This is a genomic window from Pseudomonas sp. HLS-6 (assembly GCF_002753995.1).
Lineage (GTDB): Bacteria > Pseudomonadota > Gammaproteobacteria > Pseudomonadales > Pseudomonadaceae > Aquipseudomonas > Aquipseudomonas defluvii.
Genome location: NZ_CP024478.1, coordinates 4507571 through 4527528 on the forward strand (window position 1 = coordinate 4507571; position 19958 = coordinate 4527528).

The 19958-nt window shown below is 58.9% G+C and carries 15 protein-coding genes and 1 pseudogene; 2 read left to right on the top strand and 14 right to left on the bottom strand.

All coding sequences use genetic code 11. From position 1 onward, the window contains the following. Positions 1–18: 18 nt before the first annotated feature. The 14 genes and pseudogenes from CS390_RS21180 to CS390_RS21250 all read right to left on the bottom strand — a co-directional run bounded on the left by CS390_RS21180 (position 19) and on the right by CS390_RS21250 (position 17528). On the bottom strand, positions 19–1713 hold the full coding sequence (locus CS390_RS21180) for a restriction endonuclease subunit S (RefSeq protein WP_099775867.1): 1695 nt from the start codon (positions 1711–1713) through the stop codon (positions 19–21). Further along, the gene (locus CS390_RS21185) at positions 1710–3194 is read right to left on the bottom strand and encodes a class I SAM-dependent DNA methyltransferase (RefSeq protein ID WP_099775869.1); all 1485 of its coding nucleotides are present in this window, start codon (positions 3192–3194) and stop codon (positions 1710–1712) included. Before CS390_RS21185 ends, CS390_RS21180 begins: the two co-directional genes overlap by 4 nt. Before the next feature lie 2 nt (positions 3195–3196). After that, positions 3197–4516: an HNH endonuclease gene (locus CS390_RS21190; RefSeq protein ID WP_256587523.1), complete on the bottom strand. Its 1320-nt coding sequence runs from the start codon at positions 4514–4516 to the stop codon at positions 3197–3199. Between the two features lie 38 nt (positions 4517–4554). Beyond that, entirely contained in the window at positions 4555–6930 is a 2376-nt protein-coding gene (hsdR, locus tag CS390_RS21195; protein WP_099775871.1) for an EcoAI/FtnUII family type I restriction enzme subunit R, read from the bottom strand. A gap of 249 nt (positions 6931–7179) precedes the next feature. Beyond that, positions 7180–7542 (bottom strand): annotated as a pseudogene (locus CS390_RS25450) (hypothetical protein); the annotation flags it as partial. 825 nt (positions 7543–8367) lie between these two features. Then, on the bottom strand, positions 8368–9903 hold the full coding sequence (locus CS390_RS21210) for an IS66 family transposase (RefSeq protein WP_099773211.1): 1536 nt from the start codon (positions 9901–9903) through the stop codon (positions 8368–8370). 61 nt (positions 9904–9964) lie between these two features. After that, entirely contained in the window at positions 9965–10291 is a 327-nt protein-coding gene (gene tnpB, locus CS390_RS25455; protein WP_145991801.1) for an IS66 family insertion sequence element accessory protein TnpB, read from the bottom strand. Positions 10292–10296: 5 nt separating this feature from the next. Then, positions 10297–10614 carry a transposase gene (locus CS390_RS21220; RefSeq protein ID WP_079761861.1) on the bottom strand — a complete coding sequence of 106 codons (318 nt, stop codon included), beginning with the start codon at positions 10612–10614 and terminating at the stop codon, positions 10297–10299. Positions 10615–10673: 59 nt separating this feature from the next. After that, the gene (locus CS390_RS21225; protein ID WP_256587524.1) at positions 10674–11648 is read right to left on the bottom strand and encodes an HNH endonuclease; all 975 of its coding nucleotides are present in this window, start codon (positions 11646–11648) and stop codon (positions 10674–10676) included. Between the two features lie 227 nt (positions 11649–11875). Beyond that, on the bottom strand, positions 11876–13432 hold the full coding sequence (locus CS390_RS21230) for a methyl-accepting chemotaxis protein (RefSeq protein ID WP_099775873.1): 1557 nt from the start codon (positions 13430–13432) through the stop codon (positions 11876–11878). 412 nt (positions 13433–13844) lie between these two features. Continuing rightward, on the bottom strand, positions 13845–15101 hold the full coding sequence (locus CS390_RS21235; protein WP_099775875.1) for an amino acid permease: 1257 nt from the start codon (positions 15099–15101) through the stop codon (positions 13845–13847). Between the two features lie 316 nt (positions 15102–15417). Then, complete coding sequence (locus tag CS390_RS21240) at positions 15418–16017, bottom strand: HAD family hydrolase (protein ID WP_065760943.1); 600 nt, start codon at positions 16015–16017, stop codon at positions 15418–15420. Beyond that, positions 16014–16883, bottom strand: a complete 870-nt coding sequence (gene tesB / locus CS390_RS21245) for an acyl-CoA thioesterase II (RefSeq protein ID WP_065760942.1) — start codon at positions 16881–16883, stop codon at positions 16014–16016. Before tesB ends, CS390_RS21240 begins: the two co-directional genes overlap by 4 nt. Before the next feature lie 75 nt (positions 16884–16958). Beyond that, positions 16959–17528 carry a GNAT family N-acetyltransferase gene (locus CS390_RS21250; protein WP_065760941.1) on the bottom strand — a complete coding sequence of 190 codons (570 nt, stop codon included), beginning with the start codon at positions 17526–17528 and terminating at the stop codon, positions 16959–16961. A gap of 96 nt (positions 17529–17624) precedes the next feature. On the opposite strand from CS390_RS21250, the gene CS390_RS21255 reads away from it, so the two are divergent. Then, complete coding sequence (locus tag CS390_RS21255) at positions 17625–18536, top strand: histone deacetylase (protein ID WP_065760940.1); 912 nt, start codon at positions 17625–17627, stop codon at positions 18534–18536. Between the two features lie 149 nt (positions 18537–18685). Beyond that, a complete protein-coding gene (locus tag CS390_RS21260; RefSeq protein WP_256587525.1) occupies positions 18686–19924 on the top strand; it encodes a TIGR03862 family flavoprotein in 1239 nt (412 codons plus the stop codon). The last annotated feature ends 34 nt before the right edge of the window (positions 19925–19958 follow it).

Genomic DNA, 19958 nt, shown 5'->3' on the forward strand with positions numbered 1-19958 from the left:
ATCGGTGTGCTTGTTAAATCAGGCCACGGCCTGCTCGACCAGCGCATTGGCCAGATGTTCGTGCACCTGCAGGGCCTGGTTAAGGCGGGTTTTAAGTTGCTCGCAGAGGGCCATCAGTTGATCGACTTTGGCGACGATGCGGTGTTGTTCAGGGAGAGGCGGGACGGAAACCAGCATGTTTTTCATGATCGTCCCATTAACGTTTGCCTGCCCACATTGTTGCTTCAAATGCGGGTTTATTTGGGTTTCACGAAAGCCTGGCGCATTCATCGAAATATTCAGGTAGAGCGGAGAAAACAGCTCCTTCAGGCATCTGATACGAATCAAGTAAGAAGCAAAGGAGTATTCCCCCGCTTGCCCCAAGAAAACTCCAGTTTTACCGACCAGTTCAGCGCTGTTTGTTCGGTTGTAAAGCAAATCTTCCGTTTCCAAAAAGAGCCCTGGTAGACCCTCTGTATTCTTGCTTACGGCCATCTGCCCGCCAAGTAAAACTCTTCCTTCTTGTATGTCACCCATTTTCAAAACGGGAACTCCATCCTGTAGGTCAAAGGTTTTCTCAGACAGGCCGTACTCCGTATTAAGCGAAATTTCTCCAATTCGAGACCACGCCCAATTATCTGGTACATCAAACGGGATATCGGAAATAGCAATATCGCCCAGAGGCTTCTGCTTCTTGAGCTTCCCTTCTGCCACCAACCGCGCCTTTTCCTCCGAAACCCGCTTCAGCAACTCACTCGCAGGCTCATCTCTAGAATCTTGGGGCAACAGCTTGCCCATCACCGCCAGTTGCAGCAGGGTTTGCTTGAGGGCGTCGATGCTGGAGTCGGTAGTGAACAGGGTGTGAAATTGTTTGGAAAGACGCTGCCAGCTTTGCGCAAAGTCTTCGGCATCGCTGGCCTGAGTCAGGCTACCCAGCAGCGCCTGCACCAGTTGGAAGTGGGCGCTGTCGGCATCGGCCTGCCGCGCTTCCAGCCGGTCGCACAGGGCCATCAGCTCATCGACTTTGGCGACGATGCGGTGTTGTTCGGCGAGAGGGGGGAGAGGGAAAAGGGCTTGCCTACCGTCTTCAGTTCCTAGCCTAGGCATTTTCATACCGTAGCTTTTAGCATTCACATAGCTGAGGAAGTACGGGCTTTTCAGCGCGACCATAAAGTAGTGCGCTACAAAAGGTCCGTGGCACCTGAACGGGAGAATTTCGGTTGTGCAAAATCCGTCATCCTCAGCTACTAGAATTTTATTCAGATACGGACGGAGCTTGCCATATAGCACATCGCCTTTAGCGAAGCTGTTCTTGTCACTGAGAGAGTTGCGCTCGTAAAAGCGAGCCTTCTGTAAAAGTCTTGAAGTGTCTTTCTCAATATCCTCAAGATCGAGCACCCAAGCGTCATCTGGGATTTCGTCTTTTTTGGTTGTAGTACCAAAGTTGGTAATTTCGCCAAGACGAGCCCAAACCCAGGCCTCTGGCAATTTAAACGGTAGTGCTGCCTCTTCAACGCCGGCCAGCGGTTTCTGCTTCTTGATTTTCCCCTGCGCCACAAGCCGCGCTTTTTCTTCAGCAATCCGCTTCAGCAACTCACTGGCCGGCTCATCACTCGGATCTTGCGGCACCAGCTTACCGCGCACCGCCAGCTCCAGAATCAGCTCACGCAGCTTTTTGATGCCATTGGGCGCGTCGGCCAGCAGCGGCAGGTTGTCGGTCAACACTGCGCTCATGCTTGACGCTCCGCAACCTGATCGGCAAAGGCCTCGGCCAGTACGGCCTTGAGCTGGTCGCGCAGTTCGCCAATCTCGTCTTGCAGCGCGGCGTAGTCGCGCAGCAGCTCGTCCGGGTCGTGGCTGATCTGTTCGCCGACGTGAGGGTTCTTGCAGTCGAGGTTCCAGTTACGGTTTTGCAGCTCGTCGAAGCTGACCTTCCAGGCGAACTCGTTCTCCTGCCGCGCGGCAAAGCCATCGGCCTCGTTACCCCACCAGGCTTCCTCGACGGCAAACTCTTCGACGCGCATGGGTTTGGTCTTGGAGTAGCTTTTGTAACCGGCAGGGTACCGGTGCTCGTAGAACCATACGTCCTTGGTGGGCGTGCCTTTGGTGAAGAACAGCAGGTTGGTCTTGATGCCGGTGTAGGGGTTGAACACGCCGTTGGGCAGGCGAACGATGGTGTGCAGGTTGCACTCAGTCAGCAGCTTTTCCTTGATGCGACTCTTGATGCCTTCACCAAAGAGGAAGCCGTCGGGCAGCACTACGGCGGCGCGGCCGCCGTCCTTGAGCAGGTGCATGATCAGCACCAGGAACAGGTCGGCGGTTTCGCGGGTGCGGAAGGCCGTGGGGAAGTTGGTTTCGATGCCGTCTTCTTCCATGCCGCCGAACGGCGGGTTGGCGACGATGCACTCGACCCGCTCAGCCGGCCCCCAGCTGATCAGCGGGCGGCCCAGGGTGTTGTCGTGCTTAATCTGGTTGGGCACCTCGATGCCGTGCAGGATCATGTTGGTGGTGGCCAGCAGGTGCGGCAGCGGCTTCTTCTCCACGCCAAAGATGCTCGCCTGCAGGGTGCGTTCGTCCTCGGCGGTTTGCACATAGCGCTTGCGCTTGTGCTCGATGCTGCAGGTGAGGAAGCCGCCGGTACCGCATGCCGGATCCATGACCTTTTCATCCAGCTTGGGGTCGACCATGCGCACCATGAATTCGGTGACCGGGCGCGGGGTGTAGAACTCACCGGCATTGCCGGCGTTCTGCAGGTCGCGCAGCAGTTGCTCGTACATGTCGCCAAAGGCGTGGCGCTCCTGCGCCTTGTTAAAGTCCACCCCTTCCTGAATCTTGTTGATCACCTGGCGGATCAACTGGCCGGACTTCATGTAGTTGTAGGCATCCTCGAACACGCCACGCACCACGTAGGTGGCTGGCGTGGTACTGTATTCGTGGAGGTTCTGCAACTGCGGGAACAGGTTGTTGTCGATGAACTCCTTCAGGGCATCACCGGTAATGCCCTCCGGGTTGGCCGCCCAGGTGCGCCAGCGGCAGCTTTCCGGAATCGGCGAGCGGTAGGCGTCATCGAGCAGCTCCCACTCCTGCTCGCGGTCGTCGAAGATTTTCAGGAACAGCATCCATACAAGCTGGCCAATACGCTGCGCATCACCGTCGACGCCGACGTCTTTGCGCATGATGTCCTGGATGGATTTGATGGTGGAGCTGATGGACATGCTTACTTCCTGAAAAGGTGTTCACGGTGCCAGGCCAGATAGCCGCGATGCTGCGGTTCGATCTGGCGCAAGCGCAGAGAGGGGGTGATGTTGAGCGCACGGGCGCTGTCGGGGTTGAGATCTTCACCGAGGAGAATCTGCCCCTGATCGTCAAAGCTGATCAGGCCACGGTCGAAGGCCAGATCGAGATTGGGGGTGAGCAACAGCCCGTTGAACGGATCAAGCCGCTCGGCCGGGCTGGCAGCACGCCAGGGTTTGATATGCGACGCCCGCAACAGCTCCGGTACGCAGCAGTCGGTAACCGCACAACCGCCCCAGTAGGCCAGCAGGTCGTCGCGGTAGCCGCTCTGACCGATGCGCGCCTTGATCAGGGCGTCGCGTTCGGTGTCGCTGTGGGCCTGCTCTGACAGATCAAGCACCTCAGCCTCGACTAATTCTTGCGAGGCGGGCAAGGCCACCGCGACAGCGGTTTTTGCGCCCAGGAGATATTCAAGGGTCTGTTCCAAGGCAGTGGCATGGCTAAAGCCAAGATCGATGCCATAAGCAATATCGGCTTCCCCGCCGTTACGGCGCTTGGGGAAACCACGCAGATTGGAGTTGTGGTAGTAGCTCGTACTGCCACGCTCGACACCGGCAATCGCCAATATCTGTTGCAAGCGCTCCTCATAGCGAGGGAGTAGAACCAGCGGTGCTTGCAGACGGGATTCCAGGCTGGTGCTTTGTTTGACAAACAGAGCCTCGCCAAGGCGAGGATGCTCCATTCTGACGACCTTCAGCCCTGACTGCTGAGGACGCTGGAAACCCGCACGTAGCAGAGCGGACAGCACCTCCTGGATACTCGGCCGGGCATTGGACAGTGTCCGAGCGGCCGACCCTGACCGGCTGCAAGCAGGCACCTCTAACCAACCCAGTTCCCGCAGCGCATCTACCAACTCCGGGTACATATACGCCCGGCTGTGGGACGTTTCAGGGTCTGCATCAAATCTGGCGATGACGTAGACCAGGAATTTTGGTCGAGCAATGGCAAGGCTGTCTGCCAGTTTTCCGGCCAGCAGGCCGTACTGCAAATTGGCTGCACTGTAGCTGGGAAAACCAACCTGCTCTGCCAACTCTGACATGGTCAAGGCATGTTCTTTAGCCTGGGCATGGCCGATCAGCATGCGTCGCTGCTTGTCAGCAATTTCAGGTTCAATAAGACGCAGCGCCTGCACATACTCCCGAGTACTGACCTGACGAATTGCCCGCGCAGATGTAACAGGCGGGGCTGTGTCCATAGCGGTCGCCAGGAAGTCGCGCCATTGATCCTTGCTCTTAGGTTCCATCTTGCAAACTCACGAAGTGGTTAACGCGAGGGGGTACGTCACGATGCATAAAGCTCGCTCTCCAGCGCCTGTATGGCTTCCTGATAACCAGGTTTGCCACCAAAGGCCCTGACCAGCTCAATCGGCGCACCGATCTGGCTGAACGGCGCCAGCTGCAGAATCTTGATGTCTTCGATGTGCTCGACGCCAGTGTCAGCGTATTTATCGAGCAGGGCTTCCAGCACCTGGCGGGTGGCGCCGGAGTATTTGGCGAAGTAGTTGCGCTTTTTCACCTGCTCGGCGCGCTCCTTGCGGGTGAGCGGCGGCTGGTCGAAGGCGATGTGGCAGATCAGGTCGAAGGGGTCGAGCGGCTGGCCGCGCTTGGCTTCGACTTCCTCGGCCAGGGCTTCCCACATCACGCCTTGAGCGGCTAGCTCGTCGATGATGGCCTTCTTCTGCTCGGCATCGGTCCAGCGGCGTAGGAAGTCATCCAGCGAGGCAAACTGTTTCTTAACGCAGGCGCGGGTGTAGTCACGTAGCGATTCGGTGATCAGCTTGCCGTCCGGGCCGTAGTACTGCACGCGCTCGGCAATGACATGCACGGCGACGTTGTTGATCACGTATTTGACTCGCTTCTTGCCGCCATCGTCGTCAGCGCCGCCGGTGGTTTCGTCACCTTCGGTTGCCCCAGCACCACCGTCGATCACGTCACCCTCTTCGCCCTCGGTTTCTTCCGGCGGCACCGGTGAGGAGTCGCCCTCGGGGTTGTAGATCACCACCGGCTCACCGTCGAAGGCCGGGTCGGCAAACAGTTCGGTGGCTTTCTTGAAGTCCATGATGGTGAACCAGTACTTGCCGTAATCCTCGTTGATACGGGTGCCACGACCGATGATCTGTTTGAACTCGGTCATGGATTTGATGTGCTGGTCGAGCACCACCAGTTTGCAGGTCTGGGCATCAACGCCGGTGGTCATGAGTTTGCTGGTGGTGGCGATCACCGGGTAGCGCGACTCGGGGTTGATGAAGTTGTCCAGCTCGGCCTTGCCTTCCTTGTCGTCGCCGGTAATGCGCATCACGTATTTGCGGTTTTCCTCAACGCGCTTGGGGTTGAAGTTGACCAGGGCCTGGCGCATGCGCTCTGCGTGGTCAATGTCGTCGCAGAAGATGATGGTTTTCTGGAAGGGGTCGGTGGCGGTCAGGTATTCGGTGACCTTGCGGGCGACCAACTGGGTGCGCGCTTCGATCACCAGGTCGCGGTCCATGTCCTTGAGGTCATAGACGCGGTCTTCGATCAGCTCACCGTTCTTGTCGCGCGTGTCCTTGGGCGGACGCCAACCTTGCAGGTCTTTGTCGAAGTCGATGCGCACCACTTTGTACGGGGCGAGGAAGCCATCTTCGATGCCTTGCTTGAGGGTGTAGCTGTACACCGGCTCACCGAAGTAGGTGATGCTGGAAACCTCTTTGGTCTCCTTCGGTGTAGCAGTCAGGCCGATGTGGGTGGCACCTGAGAAGTAGTCGAGAATCTCGCGCCAGGCCGAGTCTTCGGAGGCGCTGCCTCGGTGGCATTCGTCGATCACCACGAGGTCGAAGAAGTCGCGGGAAAACTGCTTGTAGATATTCTTCTCTTCTTCGTTGCCGGTCACAGCCTGATACAGCGACAGGTAGATTTCGTAGGACTTTTCGATCTGCCGTTTGGCAATCTTGGTCATCGCCTGGCCGAAGGGCTTGAAGTCGTTGTTCTTGGTCTGGTCGACGAGGATGTTGCGGTCGGCGAGGAAGAGGATGCGTTTCTTCTGCCCGGACTTCCACAAGCGCCAGATGATCTGGAAGGCGGTGTAGGTCTTGCCGGTGCCGGTGGCCATGACCAGCAGGATGCGATCCTGCCCGCGCGCCACGGCCTCGACGGTGCGGTTGATGGCGTTCATCTGGTAGTAGCGCGGCATGCGCCCGGAACCGTCGTCGTAATACGGGGCTTCGGCTTTCTGCTGGCTTTCGCCACTCAGGCCCTTCCACTGGCAGTAGCGCTGCCAGAGCTCATCGGGGCTGGGGAACTGCTCCAGGCTCAGCTCGGTTTCCTTTTGCGCGCCGGTGCCACTGCGATCATGGAAGAGGAAGCCGTCGCCGTTGCTGGAGAATACGAACGGCACATCCAGCGCCTCGGCATAACCGAGCGCCTGCTGCATACCGGCGCCGAGCGCGTGCTTGTTGTCTTTGGCCTCGATAACCGCCAGTGGCAGGTTGGCCTGGTGATACAGGATGTAGTCGGCGCGGCGCGATTCGCCTCGGCTGTGCAGCTTGCCACGGACGATGATGCGCCCCTTGGTAAAGCTGACTTCCTCGCGAACCTGCTTGTGCAAATCCCAGCCCGCCGCGGTGATGGCCGGTGTGATGTATTTGCTGCAGATGTCACGTTCAGTCAGTGAATTCTTGTCCATGTATCCGTCCCGTTGAACTGCCTTGACCTCGCATATCTGGTTGGCGAGGCGATTATTGGGACGGCGTAAAAGTGTACGCTAGAACCCTTGATTACGTCCCTGGTGGCTCTTTGACCTAACTGTGTGCGAACGACGTCACAATATCTATCCAGCAAGAATGGGTAAAGATCGCGCCCCATCAAAACGCGGCTTTTTTGCCCAGAGGTAACACCAGTAGTCCACTCAAGCTACTCGCGCGGCATTGTGACGCCAGCGCATGGGGAAATGCACATTCCCCCGTGCGTTTGGATCACGCCGCTGGATCATCCCAATCCCCCGCCTGTCCCGGTGCTTTTCTTTCTCGCGGTTGCAGTTTTGGTAGCAGCCCTGACCACGAGTGATGCGTTCCCACAGCTCGCCAATCTGCTGCGCTCTTTAGATGTCAGCACTCACCTCTGAGCCGTTGAAGAAGAAGGCCGCATGGATGTGGTACCCACGATCCTCACCCTGCTCAACACTGCAGATGTAGCCGGTCTCATGGTCGAAAATCGCATTGCGTTCACGCGCCTTAATCAACCGTCTCAGATCATCGCACACACGCTCTACACACAGCCTTGCCTGGGCCTCTTTCCGGGTAATACAGCTGCGTCATTGCCTGAAGCAGCTCGCCTTATGGGAGGCAACAATGGGAGGCAAGCTGCCGGAGGCTGCCCACGGTGAGAAAGCAAAGGCAGTTGCGCTCACAAAACAGCGAATTCGAGTAATCCAATAGGCCATCGATGCCGCCGTCACGAAGCATGCGATGCTGAGTCCGAGGTCGCTCTGAGCAAATTGCGATCCTAAATTCTAAACGCGAGCTCTCGTGCGCCCCTCAATGTTCCAGAATCCCGAGTTCAAATTCCGTAACGCGGTATTCCAAAAGGTGTTCCACAGAAAAAACAAACCGAAATTTTATGTTATTTTTAAATAAGATAAAAAATCATTTCAGCTTCCCCCGGCTCAACAAAAAAGACGCCAAAGGGCGTCTTTTTTTGTGCCTGGAATCCAGTTAAATCAAAGGTTTCAGCGCCATTGGCTTCCGCAGAAGAATCTTGAGTTCCGGTCGTTTTGGTGTTCCTAGCTCCCTAGCGCTAATTTTTGGAAAACCCAAACAGCGACTGAAGTAGCTCTCAAATACACTAGGGCGCAACAGCCGTCATAAGCAGCTTACGGCTCACATGGCGACACCTGCGACAAACCACAGAAGTCCATGAGCGCAGCTTGGCACAACGACTCCATCAGCCTTCAACTGCCTCCAACCGTTGCTTCAGCCGCTCATTCACCAACGCTCCGTGCACCCCAGAATGAATCTCCCGATGGCAACTCGGGCATACAGCCCCCACATAACGTGGGTGATCTAACCCCCCATCCGAGAGCCGGTTTACATGATGCGGCTCTAAGTAGGTAAGCGAACGGGCATTACACCTTGCCGACGGATACCCAGCTGTGCGGCAGCAGCTCGGCCAGAGCGCTGGCCTTCTGCGTCGGCAGTCGCGTTAGCACATCCTTGAGATAGGCATACGGATCATGCCCATTCATCCGCGCCGACTGGATCAGGCTCATGATTGCCGCCGCCCGTTTGCCGCTGCGTAGCGACCCGGCAAACAGCCAATTGGAGCGACCTAGAGCCCACGGGCGGATCTGGTTCTCGACTTGGTTGTTGTCGATGGGCACAGCGCCATCGTCCAGGTAGCGCGTCAGCGCTACCCAGCGTTTGAGGCTGTAATCCAAAGCTTTCGCCGTGGCTGAGCCGTTGGGCACAAGATCACGCTGGGCCAGCATCCAGTCATGTAGTGCGTCGAGGAGCGGTGAAGCCTTTTCCTGCCGTATTCGCCAGCGTTCTTCATTGCTCATGTCGCGCACTTGGCGTTCGACTTCGTACAGCCCAGCGATAGAGTGCAGCGCCTGTTCGGCCAGTTGGCTTTTGTTCGCCGCGTGCAGATCGAAGAACTTGCGGCGGGCGTGAGCCATGCAACCGATTTCGGTGATGCCTTGCTCGAAGCTGGCCTTGTAGCCAGCGAAGTCGTCGCAGACCAGCTTGCCATTCCACTGGCCAAGAAAATTGCGCGCATGCTCGCCGGCACGGCTGGGGCTGAAGTCGTAGACCACGGCCTTCAGATCGGCGAAGGGCGTGGTGCTGTAGGCCCAGACGTAGGCACGGTGGGTCTTCTTCTCGCCGGGCGCGAGCATCGAAACCGGGGTTTCGTCGGCATGGATCACGCGCTGGGCAAGCACCGCTTCGCGCAGCGCATCGACTAGGGGCTGGAGCTGCACGCCGGTTTGCCCGACCCACTGTGCCAGTGTCGAACGAGCGATGGCCAGGCCGGCACGGCCAAAGATCTTCTCCTGCCGGTACAGCGGTAGGTGGTCGGCGAACTTGGCCACCATCACGTGAGCCAGCAGGCCGGCGGTAGGGATCCCCTTGTTGATCACCTGGGCCGGCACGGGCGCCTGGATCAGCGTTTCGCATTGGCGGCAGGCCCATTTCCCACGCACGTGCTGTTCGACGGTGAACACGCCCGGCGTGTAGTCGAGCTTTTCGCTGACGTCTTCGCCGACGCGCTGAAGCTGGCAACCGCAGGCGCACTGGGTGTTCTCCGGCTCGTGACGGATCACGGTGCGCGGAAATTGCGGTGGCAGCGGTGTGCGCTTGGGTTGTTGGCGTGGTTCGGCTGGGGTAACCGGAGGATTGACGGCTTTCAGCTCGGCCTCGATGGCGGCGATGTCGGTGTCGAGCAGGTCATCAAGCAGGCTGCCCTGATCAGGGCTTAGCTGCTCGCTGCGCTTGGCGAACTTGTGCCGTTTGAACCATGCGATTTCGTGGGTGAGCTGCTCGATGACTGTTTGATCGCGGTGGATCTTTTTGCCCATCGCATCGACTTGCGTGAGCAACTGCGCGGCCAGTGCGCGCAGCTGGTCAGGTGTCAGTTGGTCGAGATTGGGCGAGGAAGTCATGCCGCTGATTGTGCCAGAGCAGGCGGTCAGCGGAGATAAACCGATGGGCTAATGGCAGGTGCTACAGCACTGTGATCGCGCCGGCTGCGCCGACTCGCTGCCAGGGCAACCCCAGTACCAAAGCCTGAAGTTGCTCGGTGTCGAGTTCGACTTCCGAGCCGTGCCGGATGCCTGGCCAATGAAACTTGCCCTGGTGCAAGCGCCGCGCGGCGAGCCAGATACCCACGCCGTCATGCACCAGAACTTTCATGCGGTTGGCGCGGCGATTGGCGAACAGATAGGCGCAGTGCGGCTTCGCCGCACCGAACACCGCCACCACGCGGGCCAACGCGGTTTCAGTACCCGCACGCATATCCATCGGCTCGGTGGCGAGCCAGATACTATCCACGCGGATCACTGGGCGAGCCCACGGACAAAGCGGGCGCAACCTTCAGGATCGGAGGCTGGCCATTTCACCGTGACCGATTGCGCGCCCAGCGGTAGCTCGATAATCACCGCTGCTTCAGCTGGTCGTTTGGGCGTAACCCTCGCAGGAACGAACGCCGGCAACGCCGCTGGCAGTTGATCCCGATAAAGCGGTAGCCACTTGCGAATGACGTTGGCGTTGATGCCATGGCGTATGGCCACGCTGGAGACGGTCGCACCAGGTTGCAGGCACTCCTGAACAACCTGGGCCTTGAACGGTTTGGGGTAAGAGCTTCGTTGGCGCATGGAAATCCCGGCGATAAGGGCTATCGCGTCCGTTTAAAAATACGCGGACACCATCGCCCTTAATGCGGGATTGCGGAAGGTGACTTGGCTGGACGCTTACCTAAGTAGGGCGTGCCGTCCTTTTTCATAAATGGCGCCGGTTTTTCACAGCTTTCGCACGCCCCCTGGGCGCGCATCAATACATAGTGGGCGACCTTTCGGCTTCGCTGGTAGATCTTACGCGGCGCAGATTGGCCCAACTCATCACTACTTGGCTGGCATGCCGCCAACGCAGCCAACCGCGCGGCGGCCAGAGAGTCGGAAAGGTCAGTATCGTCCTCTACTTCAGCCTCCATGATCCCGCTAGGAATACCTACAGGCACTAACCGAAAAACAAGCGCCGCACGATCCTGTCCATCTACATCCGGCTGGATTCGCGTAAACATGTCGGCGCATGAAAACTCGCCCACGTAGGCATTGCCATTTCCTTTACCGAGGGACTTAAACAAGTGAAGCGCACGACCATCCTTGGCATGCTCAGCAATGGCTCGGTTGCCACGGGTCAAGGTCATTGCCCCGCGTTGCCCCTCACCGGTGTAAAAGTAAGCGCCCTCCTCCCAATGGTCGGCATACCCATATTGCTCACCGCTATCGCCTGTAAACAAAAAAATCGCAGGGTAGATAGCAGATGCGGCAATGCCACTCTGTAGGCTTCCGCCGAACGGCCCGTTGATCTCAGTTTTGCGGTCGTATATCGCTCCCGGCGTGAACTGCAACACTGGCTCGCCTTCCCCGCGTGGCAACTCAACAACGGTGAAGCCTCGCTTCTCTAGGTAGCTGTTGGTCGGATGCCCACCGGAGAATTCACCTACGGCAATACCGGTAGCTAAGGAGACGATTTTCTTAGCGGGATACAGCTCACCTCCGGCATGAACGGCGTAACGGTGGGCCTGGTTATTTTCCCACCCCTGCCACTCGCGCTTACTTCGGCATTTACTGTCAAACTCCAGTAGAGCTTTGCCAATTCGTTCCTTCGAAACCGATTTTATCGCCACGATCCATGCCCTTTTTCGTCAAGAGTTGTAGGAAAACTCCTATCGTCGCCGTACTACAAAAGGGTTTCAACACGTAACAGAGCGCAAGGCACAAAGGGGAACTCTACTGAGCGTTAAATTGCAGGTTCGAGGGATGCCGTATTTCGTTCTTTACACAAAACAGAAAAGGCACTTAGCGAACCCCGCAAGTGCCTTTTTGTGTCGACAGGGGCGGCGTTTGTCTCAGCTCAGACCTTAAAACGCCCCACCAACACTTCCAGTTCATGACCGAGCCGCGCCAGTTCGATGCTTGACGAGGCGGTCTCTTCACAGGCGCTCGCCGTCTGGTCGGAGATGTCGCGCACGTTGATCACACTGCGGTTGATCTCCTCCGCCACAGCGCTTTGCTGTTCCGACGCGGTGGCAATCTGCTGGTTCATCAGTTGGATGGTGGAGACCGTGCGGGTGATGTTCTCCAGCGCGGTGACTGCACGCCGGGTGGATTCCACACTGCTTTCGCTCATCTGCCGGCTGCTGTCCATGCTCACGGCAACCGCTTGGGTACTGCTTTGTACACCGGCGACCAAGGACTCGATTTCCTCAGTAGACTGCTGGGTGCGCAAAGCCAGGTGGCGAACTTCATCGGCAACGACCGCAAAGCCACGCCCGGCCTCACCAGCGCGGGCGGCTTCGATCGCTGCGTTCAGGGCCAGCAGGTTGGTCTGCTGGGCCACCGCTTTGATCACATCCAGCACGCCGCCAATCTTGTCGCTTTGTTCCTTCAAATGGCCCACGGCATCTGCCGAGTGCCCCACTTCCTGGGCAAGGCGCTCGATCTGTTCAATGGCCTCGGCCACGACGCGCTCACCTTCGCTGGCTTGCTGGTCGGCCATGGAGGCCGCTTCAGAGGCTTCTTCGGCGTTGCGTGCAACATCCTGCACGGTAGCAGTCATTTCGTTCATGGCGGTGGCGACATGGTCGGTCTCGGCCTTCTGGCTGTTCACGCCGGCACTGGTTTGCTCGGTCACTGCTGACAGTTCTTCAGCTGCGCTGGTCGCCCGGATCACACTGGTGCGAATGCCATCGATCAACTCACGCAGGCTGACGGTCATCTGGTCGAGCCGGGACTGCAGTTGGCCCAACTCGTCGCGTCGATTGACGTGCACGTCCTGGCTCAGATCGCCATGAGCAATGCGCTCCACCACCTGGAGGGTATGCTGCAGCGGGTTGACGATCTGCCGGGTAATGACCCAGGCCGACAGGACGCCGAACAGCATCGCCAACACGGTGACAATACTCAGCAGGGCCTTGGCAGACGCTGCATCACTGTCACGCTTGGCATTTTGCGACTGGATCAGTTGCTGCGTGGTGTTGATGAGCACATCGCCCAATTGCGCCATGTGTTTGAACAAGGACGCGGTATCCGCGTTGGGCTGGCTCAACACCTGCAGGATCTGCCGGTACTCATCGACCGACTGGCGCTGCTGGCGGATCAAGTCCAGGTCGGCGGGCGCTTCGAAATGATGTTCGATGCTTTCCAGATGGGCCGCCAATTTATCCAGAATCTGCTGTAAGGGGCTCAAGCCTTCAGCTTGAAGGTTGCTCCCCATGCGCAGGCGCTGAATACGCAGGTCTTTGGTGTAGTCGCTGACCAGCGCAATCTTCTCGATCTTCTCGCCACGCTCGGTAAGGGTGTTGAGCGCATACCACCCTGTGATAGCCAGTAACAACGTAAGCCCCAACACCAGGCCAAAACCCCAACCCAATTTGGCGCTGACACGGATGTTGCTGATCCAGCCGAACATAAAGACTCCAGGCAGAAATGCAGGTGCACATTGAAAAAGTAGTGACCTGACTATCGGCCAAAGGCTTTGCTGCTTAACCCCGAGAAAACCTTCCAGGGCGGCTGTAACCCGCAGGATAGACCGCTCGTCAGAAATTTTTTAAGCGCCACGAGGCATGTCAATCCACGCCTGATGCCTTGCAGGCCACGCTGCCCGGGGCTTTTTACGTGCCACCCGCAACGACTCAAGCAGCGCTTACCCAGGAACCGGGAGGCCAGACAGCCGCTTCGATGCTTTGGTCGAATGTCCGTCGAGGCAAAAATCATGTCACGCTCAATGCCAGGTGATGAAACCTTTCACCAACACCCTGCAGCCCTTGAGGCCAGAAACAACAAAGCCCGCACGAAGCGGGCTTTGTTGTTTGCGTAGGTGCTTACCAGCCGGATGGCAACCAACCCAACGCGCTGGAAATCGCATACAGCATGCTGCACAGGTACAGCACCACCACCATGCACTGCAGCACAGGATGGGCGATCCAGCCGCACTTCCAGGCGGGCTCGATGTCACCGTATTTGCGTGCCGAACGCAGCATCAGGATCGGCATGATCGACAGAATCACACCACTGAATACGCCGGCAAAGTACAACGCGCTGACGAAACCCACCATACCGCTATAGGCCAGCAGGAATGGCGGTACGCAAACGATGGCCAATACCATCAGGCGGCTCTTTGGATGGCTCTCGGCGCCCAGCTTCGGGAACTTGTCGAAGATGTTGGTCAGGAAGCTACCGCCCAGGCCCCAGTAGGAGGTCATCATCGCGCACAGGGCAAAGGTGTTGGCGGTGTAGAACGCCCACTGGCCCAACGCCTGCCCCCAGGCCAGGGTCGCAACTTCCGTCTGGTTTTCCAGACCGTTCAGCGAGATAACCGACATTGGCACAATGGCCAGCAGCACGAAGGTGATCACCATGCCGGTAATGACAGCCACCGGCAGGCGCTTGGGCGCATGGCTGAAACCACGGGCCATTTCCGGCACTACGTACTGGGCCGAGAAGCAGAACACGGCAATGTTGAACACCGGAATCATGTAGACCCAGTCGCCTTCGAGCAGGTTGGCGAAGTTCGTGTTCTCATGAACAAGCGTTGCGACGACCAGCACCAGGGTCATCGAGACCATACCGATACTGATGAACTTTTCACCCTTGCCAATGGCTTTCAAGCCCAAGTACAGCACCAGCGCCGCAGGGGCGAAGAACAACAGGCTGCCCAGCGCAGGGCTGATACCGAAGAACTGGCTGAGAATCTTGCCGCTGCCACTCATGTAGGCGATCAATGCGCCAATACTGTTGACCGCTACCGACAGAAAGATTGCCCAGGCACCGAACGAGCCGACATAGCGTTGAGCCAGGCCGCTGAGCTGGTGATGGCTACGGGTACGCAGCGCCGTTTCCGAGACATACAACATGGAGATGGTGGTGAATATGCCCGCCACGGCCAACCACAGCAGCAGCGGCATGTAGCCGGCCTTGCGACTGGCATAGGCCATGGACAACACACCGGCACCAATGTTGGTACCCACGATCATTGCCACAGCCTCGACGAAGGTCAGCCGTTTGACCTCCAGGCCTGAGGACTCAGTCGCCTCGGCGTGGTCCGCGCCTCGTGCGGCTGCGTTAGGGGATGTACTCATGATCAATCACACTCACTACGTATTTGATACCGGATGCACCTGAATTGGTGCGTCACAGAACCCGCCTTTGTGAGACGACTTCCGTGTCTTGATTTCTAGAGCGGCGCGCAAAATATCACACAAGGTGTTTGAAATAACCCCCACATAAGGCGAAACGCCATGCACAGACACGGCCTGTAACACTTGATATAGAGCGGTTTCATTGAGGGGCAGCTCGTTTCGCCCGACATATGCCGGGCGAAACGAGCGCTGCAGGAGCGAGGGGAAAACTCAGGAGATCAGATCGCTTTTTGCCGATACGACGGATGCGCTGAACCTACAAGCCAGTGCGCAGCAGGGCATGCAATGCCCGGCAATCTGCCGCATGCCAGTCCGTGAGCGCTGGCCAGGGATTGTCCGGCAGGTTGACCAGAATGGTGCGTGTACCTGCCGCACGACCGCAGTCGAGGTCAAAGCGGTAGTCACCCACCATGACCATCTCGTTCGGCGAGACATCCCAGGCCTCGGCCAGCTTGAGCAACCCTCCCGGATGCGGCTTGGGTGGTGCTTCGTCGCGGCCCAAAATGCTCTGCACGGGGAAACAGTCCGCCAGGCCAATGGCCTCCAGCGTGACATGCGCCAGCTCACGGGCATTACGGGTGAGGATGCCCAGCTGGCAATCGCGCGCGACCAGTTCACGCACCAGTTCAACCGCCCCCGTCGCCGGGCGCGAAGCGATGGCAAGGTCACGCTCATGTTCCAGCAACCAGGCATGCTTGGCGGCGGCTTCCTCTGCTGGAAGGGCCGCCAGATGGGTCAAGATGTCGTCTTCGGCGGGAATGTCCAGCGCTTCGCGGATGGCGGCAAAATCGTGCACGGCAACCGTCAGGGTGCCGTCCATGTCAAACACCCAATGACGAATGTGGTGCAGGTTCATGCCCAGTCCTTGCGATGGCGAATCAGCCCTTCCTGGCACGACGATGCCACCAGTTGCCCAGCCCGGTTGAAGATATTGCCGCGCGAAAAACCACGGGCATTGCCCGCCCAAGGGCTGTCCATCGCGTACAGCAACCAGTCATCGGCGCGCAGGTTGCCGTGAAACCACAAGGCATGATCAAGACTGGCCAGTTGCATGTCCTTGTGCCAGACCGATTTGCCATGCGGCATCAACGAGGTGGTCAGCAGGCCAAAATCCGACGCATAGGCGAGGATGTATTTGTGCAATGCCGGCGAGTCAGCCAGGTTGCCATCGGCACGGAACCAGGCGTATTTGATCGGGTCACCGGGCTGCGGGTTGAACGGGTCTTTCTCGGTCACCGGGCGCACTTCGATCGGCTTGGCGCAGAGCAGCTTTTCGCGCAGTTGCTCTGGTATGTGCTCGGCCATACGTTCGGCAATTTCCACTTCCGACGGGAGGTTTTCCGGGCCGACCACGTCCGGCATCTGCGCCTGATGCTCGAACCCTTCTTCGTCGTACTGGAATGAAGCGCTGCAGGTAAAGATGGGCTGCCCTTTCTGGATCGCCGTTACCCGCCGGGTGCTGAAACTGCCGCCATCACGCACACGGTCTACCGAGTACACCACCGGCATCGACGCATCGCCTGGGCGCAGAAAGTAACCGTGCAGCGAATGCACATGGCGTGCTTCTTCTACGGTCTGGGTGGCGGCGGAAAGCGACTGGCCGAGTACCTGGCCACCATACAACTGACGAAAGCCGAGGTCTTGGCTACGCCCACGAAACAGGTTTTCCTCGATCGCTTCCAGACTCAGCAGGTCGACCAGATCGTCCAACACGTGGCTCATTCGAGATTCTCCAAAGCAATGCCCAGTGGTCAAATGATACAGGGTTTGTCATTGCTGGCCGTTATGTTCGGTGATTCACCCGCGCAGGGTTGTTTGCCATTGCGTCCGATTGATCCGGTACAGAACATGCGGGCGCAGTGGATGCCCCGGTGGAATTCTCGGGTGCTCGAAGTTGCTGTCAGGGTCAGCCTGCATGCCGATGGCCTGCATGACTTTCTGCGACGGCAGGTTGCTTTCGCTGGTAAATGAAACCACCTGCTCCAGCCCCAACTGTGCGAACGCGCAGCGTAGGCAGGTCCAGGCCGCCTCACTGGCAAAGCCTAGCCCCCAGTGACGCCGCGCCAAGCGCCAACCGATTTCCACCGCAGGAGCGAAGCCCGCATTGAAGTTGACGTTGAGCAGGCCGGTCATACCGATAAACGCACCACTGTCCTTGCGCTCCAGCGCCCACAAACCAAAACCGTATTCCGCAAAATGACCACGCAGGCGCCCAATCAGCGCGGCGCTTTCCAGGCGCGTCAGCGGCGCCGGGAAATAGCGCATTACCTGGGGGTCGGCACACATCGCAGCAAACTCGCGCAAGTCGTCATCCTGCCATTGGCGCAACACCAGCCGCGCGCTTTCCAGCTCCAGTATGGGGGTCATGGTCTGTTCCTCTCTCTACCGCTATGCCTGTACAACGCTGGCACCGCAGCCCCCACAACTGGCAAGATCAAGGCTTGATCTCGTCGCGAAGCTGCCATGCCCCTTCCCCTGATTTACCATGACGACTACAGCCCGGACTTTCCCGCCGAGCACCGTTTTCCGATGGACAAGTTCCGTCTGTTGCGCGACCACCTGATCGACAGTGGGCTGACTACCGATCAGGCACTGCTGCGCCCCGAACTGTGCCCGAACGAGATTCTCGCGCTGGCCCATGATCGCGACTACATCGCGCGCTACATGGACGGCGCACTTTCCCGAGAGGACCAGCGCCGCCTTGGCTTGCCGTGGAGCGAAGCACTCGCGCGTCGAACCGTACGGGCGGTCGGCGGCTCATTGCTGGCCGCCGAACAGGCACTTAAGCACGGTATCGCCTGCCACCTGGCGGGAGGGACCCATCATGCTCATTATGACCATCCTGCCGGATTCTGCATTTTCAACGACCTGGCCGTGATCAGCCGTTACCTGCTGGAAGCCGGGCGCGTGCATCGCGTCCTGATCTTCGATTGCGATGTTCACCAGGGCGACGGCACCGCACGCATCCTTCACGACACACCGGACGCCATCACCGTTTCACTGCACTGCGAGCAGAATTTCCCGGCGCGCAAGGCCCAGAGTGACTGGGACATTCCGCTACCTCGGGGCATGGGCGATGCCGACTACCTGAGGGTGGTCGAGGATGCACTGAACTACCTGCTGCCCCTCTACCAGCCCGACCTGGTGCTTTACGACGCGGGGGTCGATGTGCACAAGGACGATGCCCTGGGCTACCTGCAACTGACCGACGCAGGGGTTGCCGCCCGCGATGAATGCGTGCTGCGCCACTGCCTGGGGCGTGATATCCCGGTGGTTGGCCTGATTGGCGGCGGCTACAGCAAGGATCGCCAGGCCCTGGCACGGCGCCACGGCATTCTGCACCACAGCGCACACCGGGTACTTTACCCACAATGACTGTGGAGCCGCCTGTGGATAACCTGAGTGAAAGCCAGCCCAGCCCTTGATCGGCGTGGCCTGTAGAATGCCGATCATTTTTTGTACAGTGTTTCCCGGCCCCCGCCTCAGGTAGAATGCCGGCTCTTTTCAATCGCTTGCAGCCCACCATGACTGAGACCTCTCACCCGCACCGCCCACACGTCGCTATCATCGGGGGCGGCCCGGCTGGGCTGATGGCCGCCGAAGTGCTCGGCCAGGCCGGGATTGCAGTCGACCTTTACGACGCCATGCCCTCGGTGGGCCGCAAGTTCCTGCTGGCCGGCGTCGGCGGCATGAACATTACCCATTCAGAACCCTACCCGGCCTTTGCCTCGCGCTACGCCGAGCGTGCCGACGAGATCAAGGCACTGCTCGACGACTTTGACGCAGACGCCCTGCGCCAGTGGATTCACGGCCTGGGCATCGAGACCTTCATCGGCAGCTCCGGCCGGGTGTTCCCCCGCGACATGAAAGCCGCGCCCCTGCTACGCGCCTGGCTCAAGCGCTTACGCGACAGCGGTGTGGTTATCCACACCCGTCACCGCTGGCTCGGCTGGACCAGCGAAGGCAGCTTACGCATGAGTTACCCACAGGGTGAGCTATCGCTCAAACCGGATGCGGTGTTGCTGGCACTCGGTGGCGGCAGTTGGGCACGGCTCGGATCAGACGGCGCCTGGTTGCCCTGGCTGAAAGCGCAAGGCATCGAAACAGCACCGCTACAGGCGGCCAACAGCGGCTTCGAGGTCGAGGCCTGGAGCGCGCTGTTGAAAGAGAAGTTTGCCGGTGCGCCACTGAAAAACATCGCCATGAGCCTGCCAGGCCAAGCACCGCGCCTGGGCGAGTGCGTGGTCACTGAACTCGGCCTTGAGGGCAGCCTGGTCTATGCCTTGTCGGCGCAGATCCGCGAGACCATCAACCGCGACGGTCATGCCACGCTGCTATTGGATCTGTTGCCCAACAAGCCAGTGGATAACATTGCCGCCGCACTGGCCAAGCCCCGTGGATCGCGCTCAATGGCCAAGCACCTGCACAACCAGTTGGGCCTGGACGGGGTCAAGGCCGCCCTGTTGCGCGAGCTGACCGACCAAACGACCTTTGCCGACCCGCTGCTACTGGCTCGCGCGATCAAAGCGCTGCCGGTCACGCTGGTGCGCCCTCGCCCACTGGACGAAGCCATCAGCAGTGCCGGTGGGGTGACCTTCGAAGCGCTGGACGAACACTTGATGCTGCGCCAGTTACCTGGGGTGTTCTGCGCGGGGGAAATGCTGGACTGGGAAGCGCCCACCGGTGGCTATCTGCTCACCGCCTGCTTTGCCAGTGGGCGTCGGGCCGGGCTGGGCATGCTGGAGTGGTTGAAGCACCCATAAGCCACACATGTAGCGTCGGCAGCGCCGACGCTCA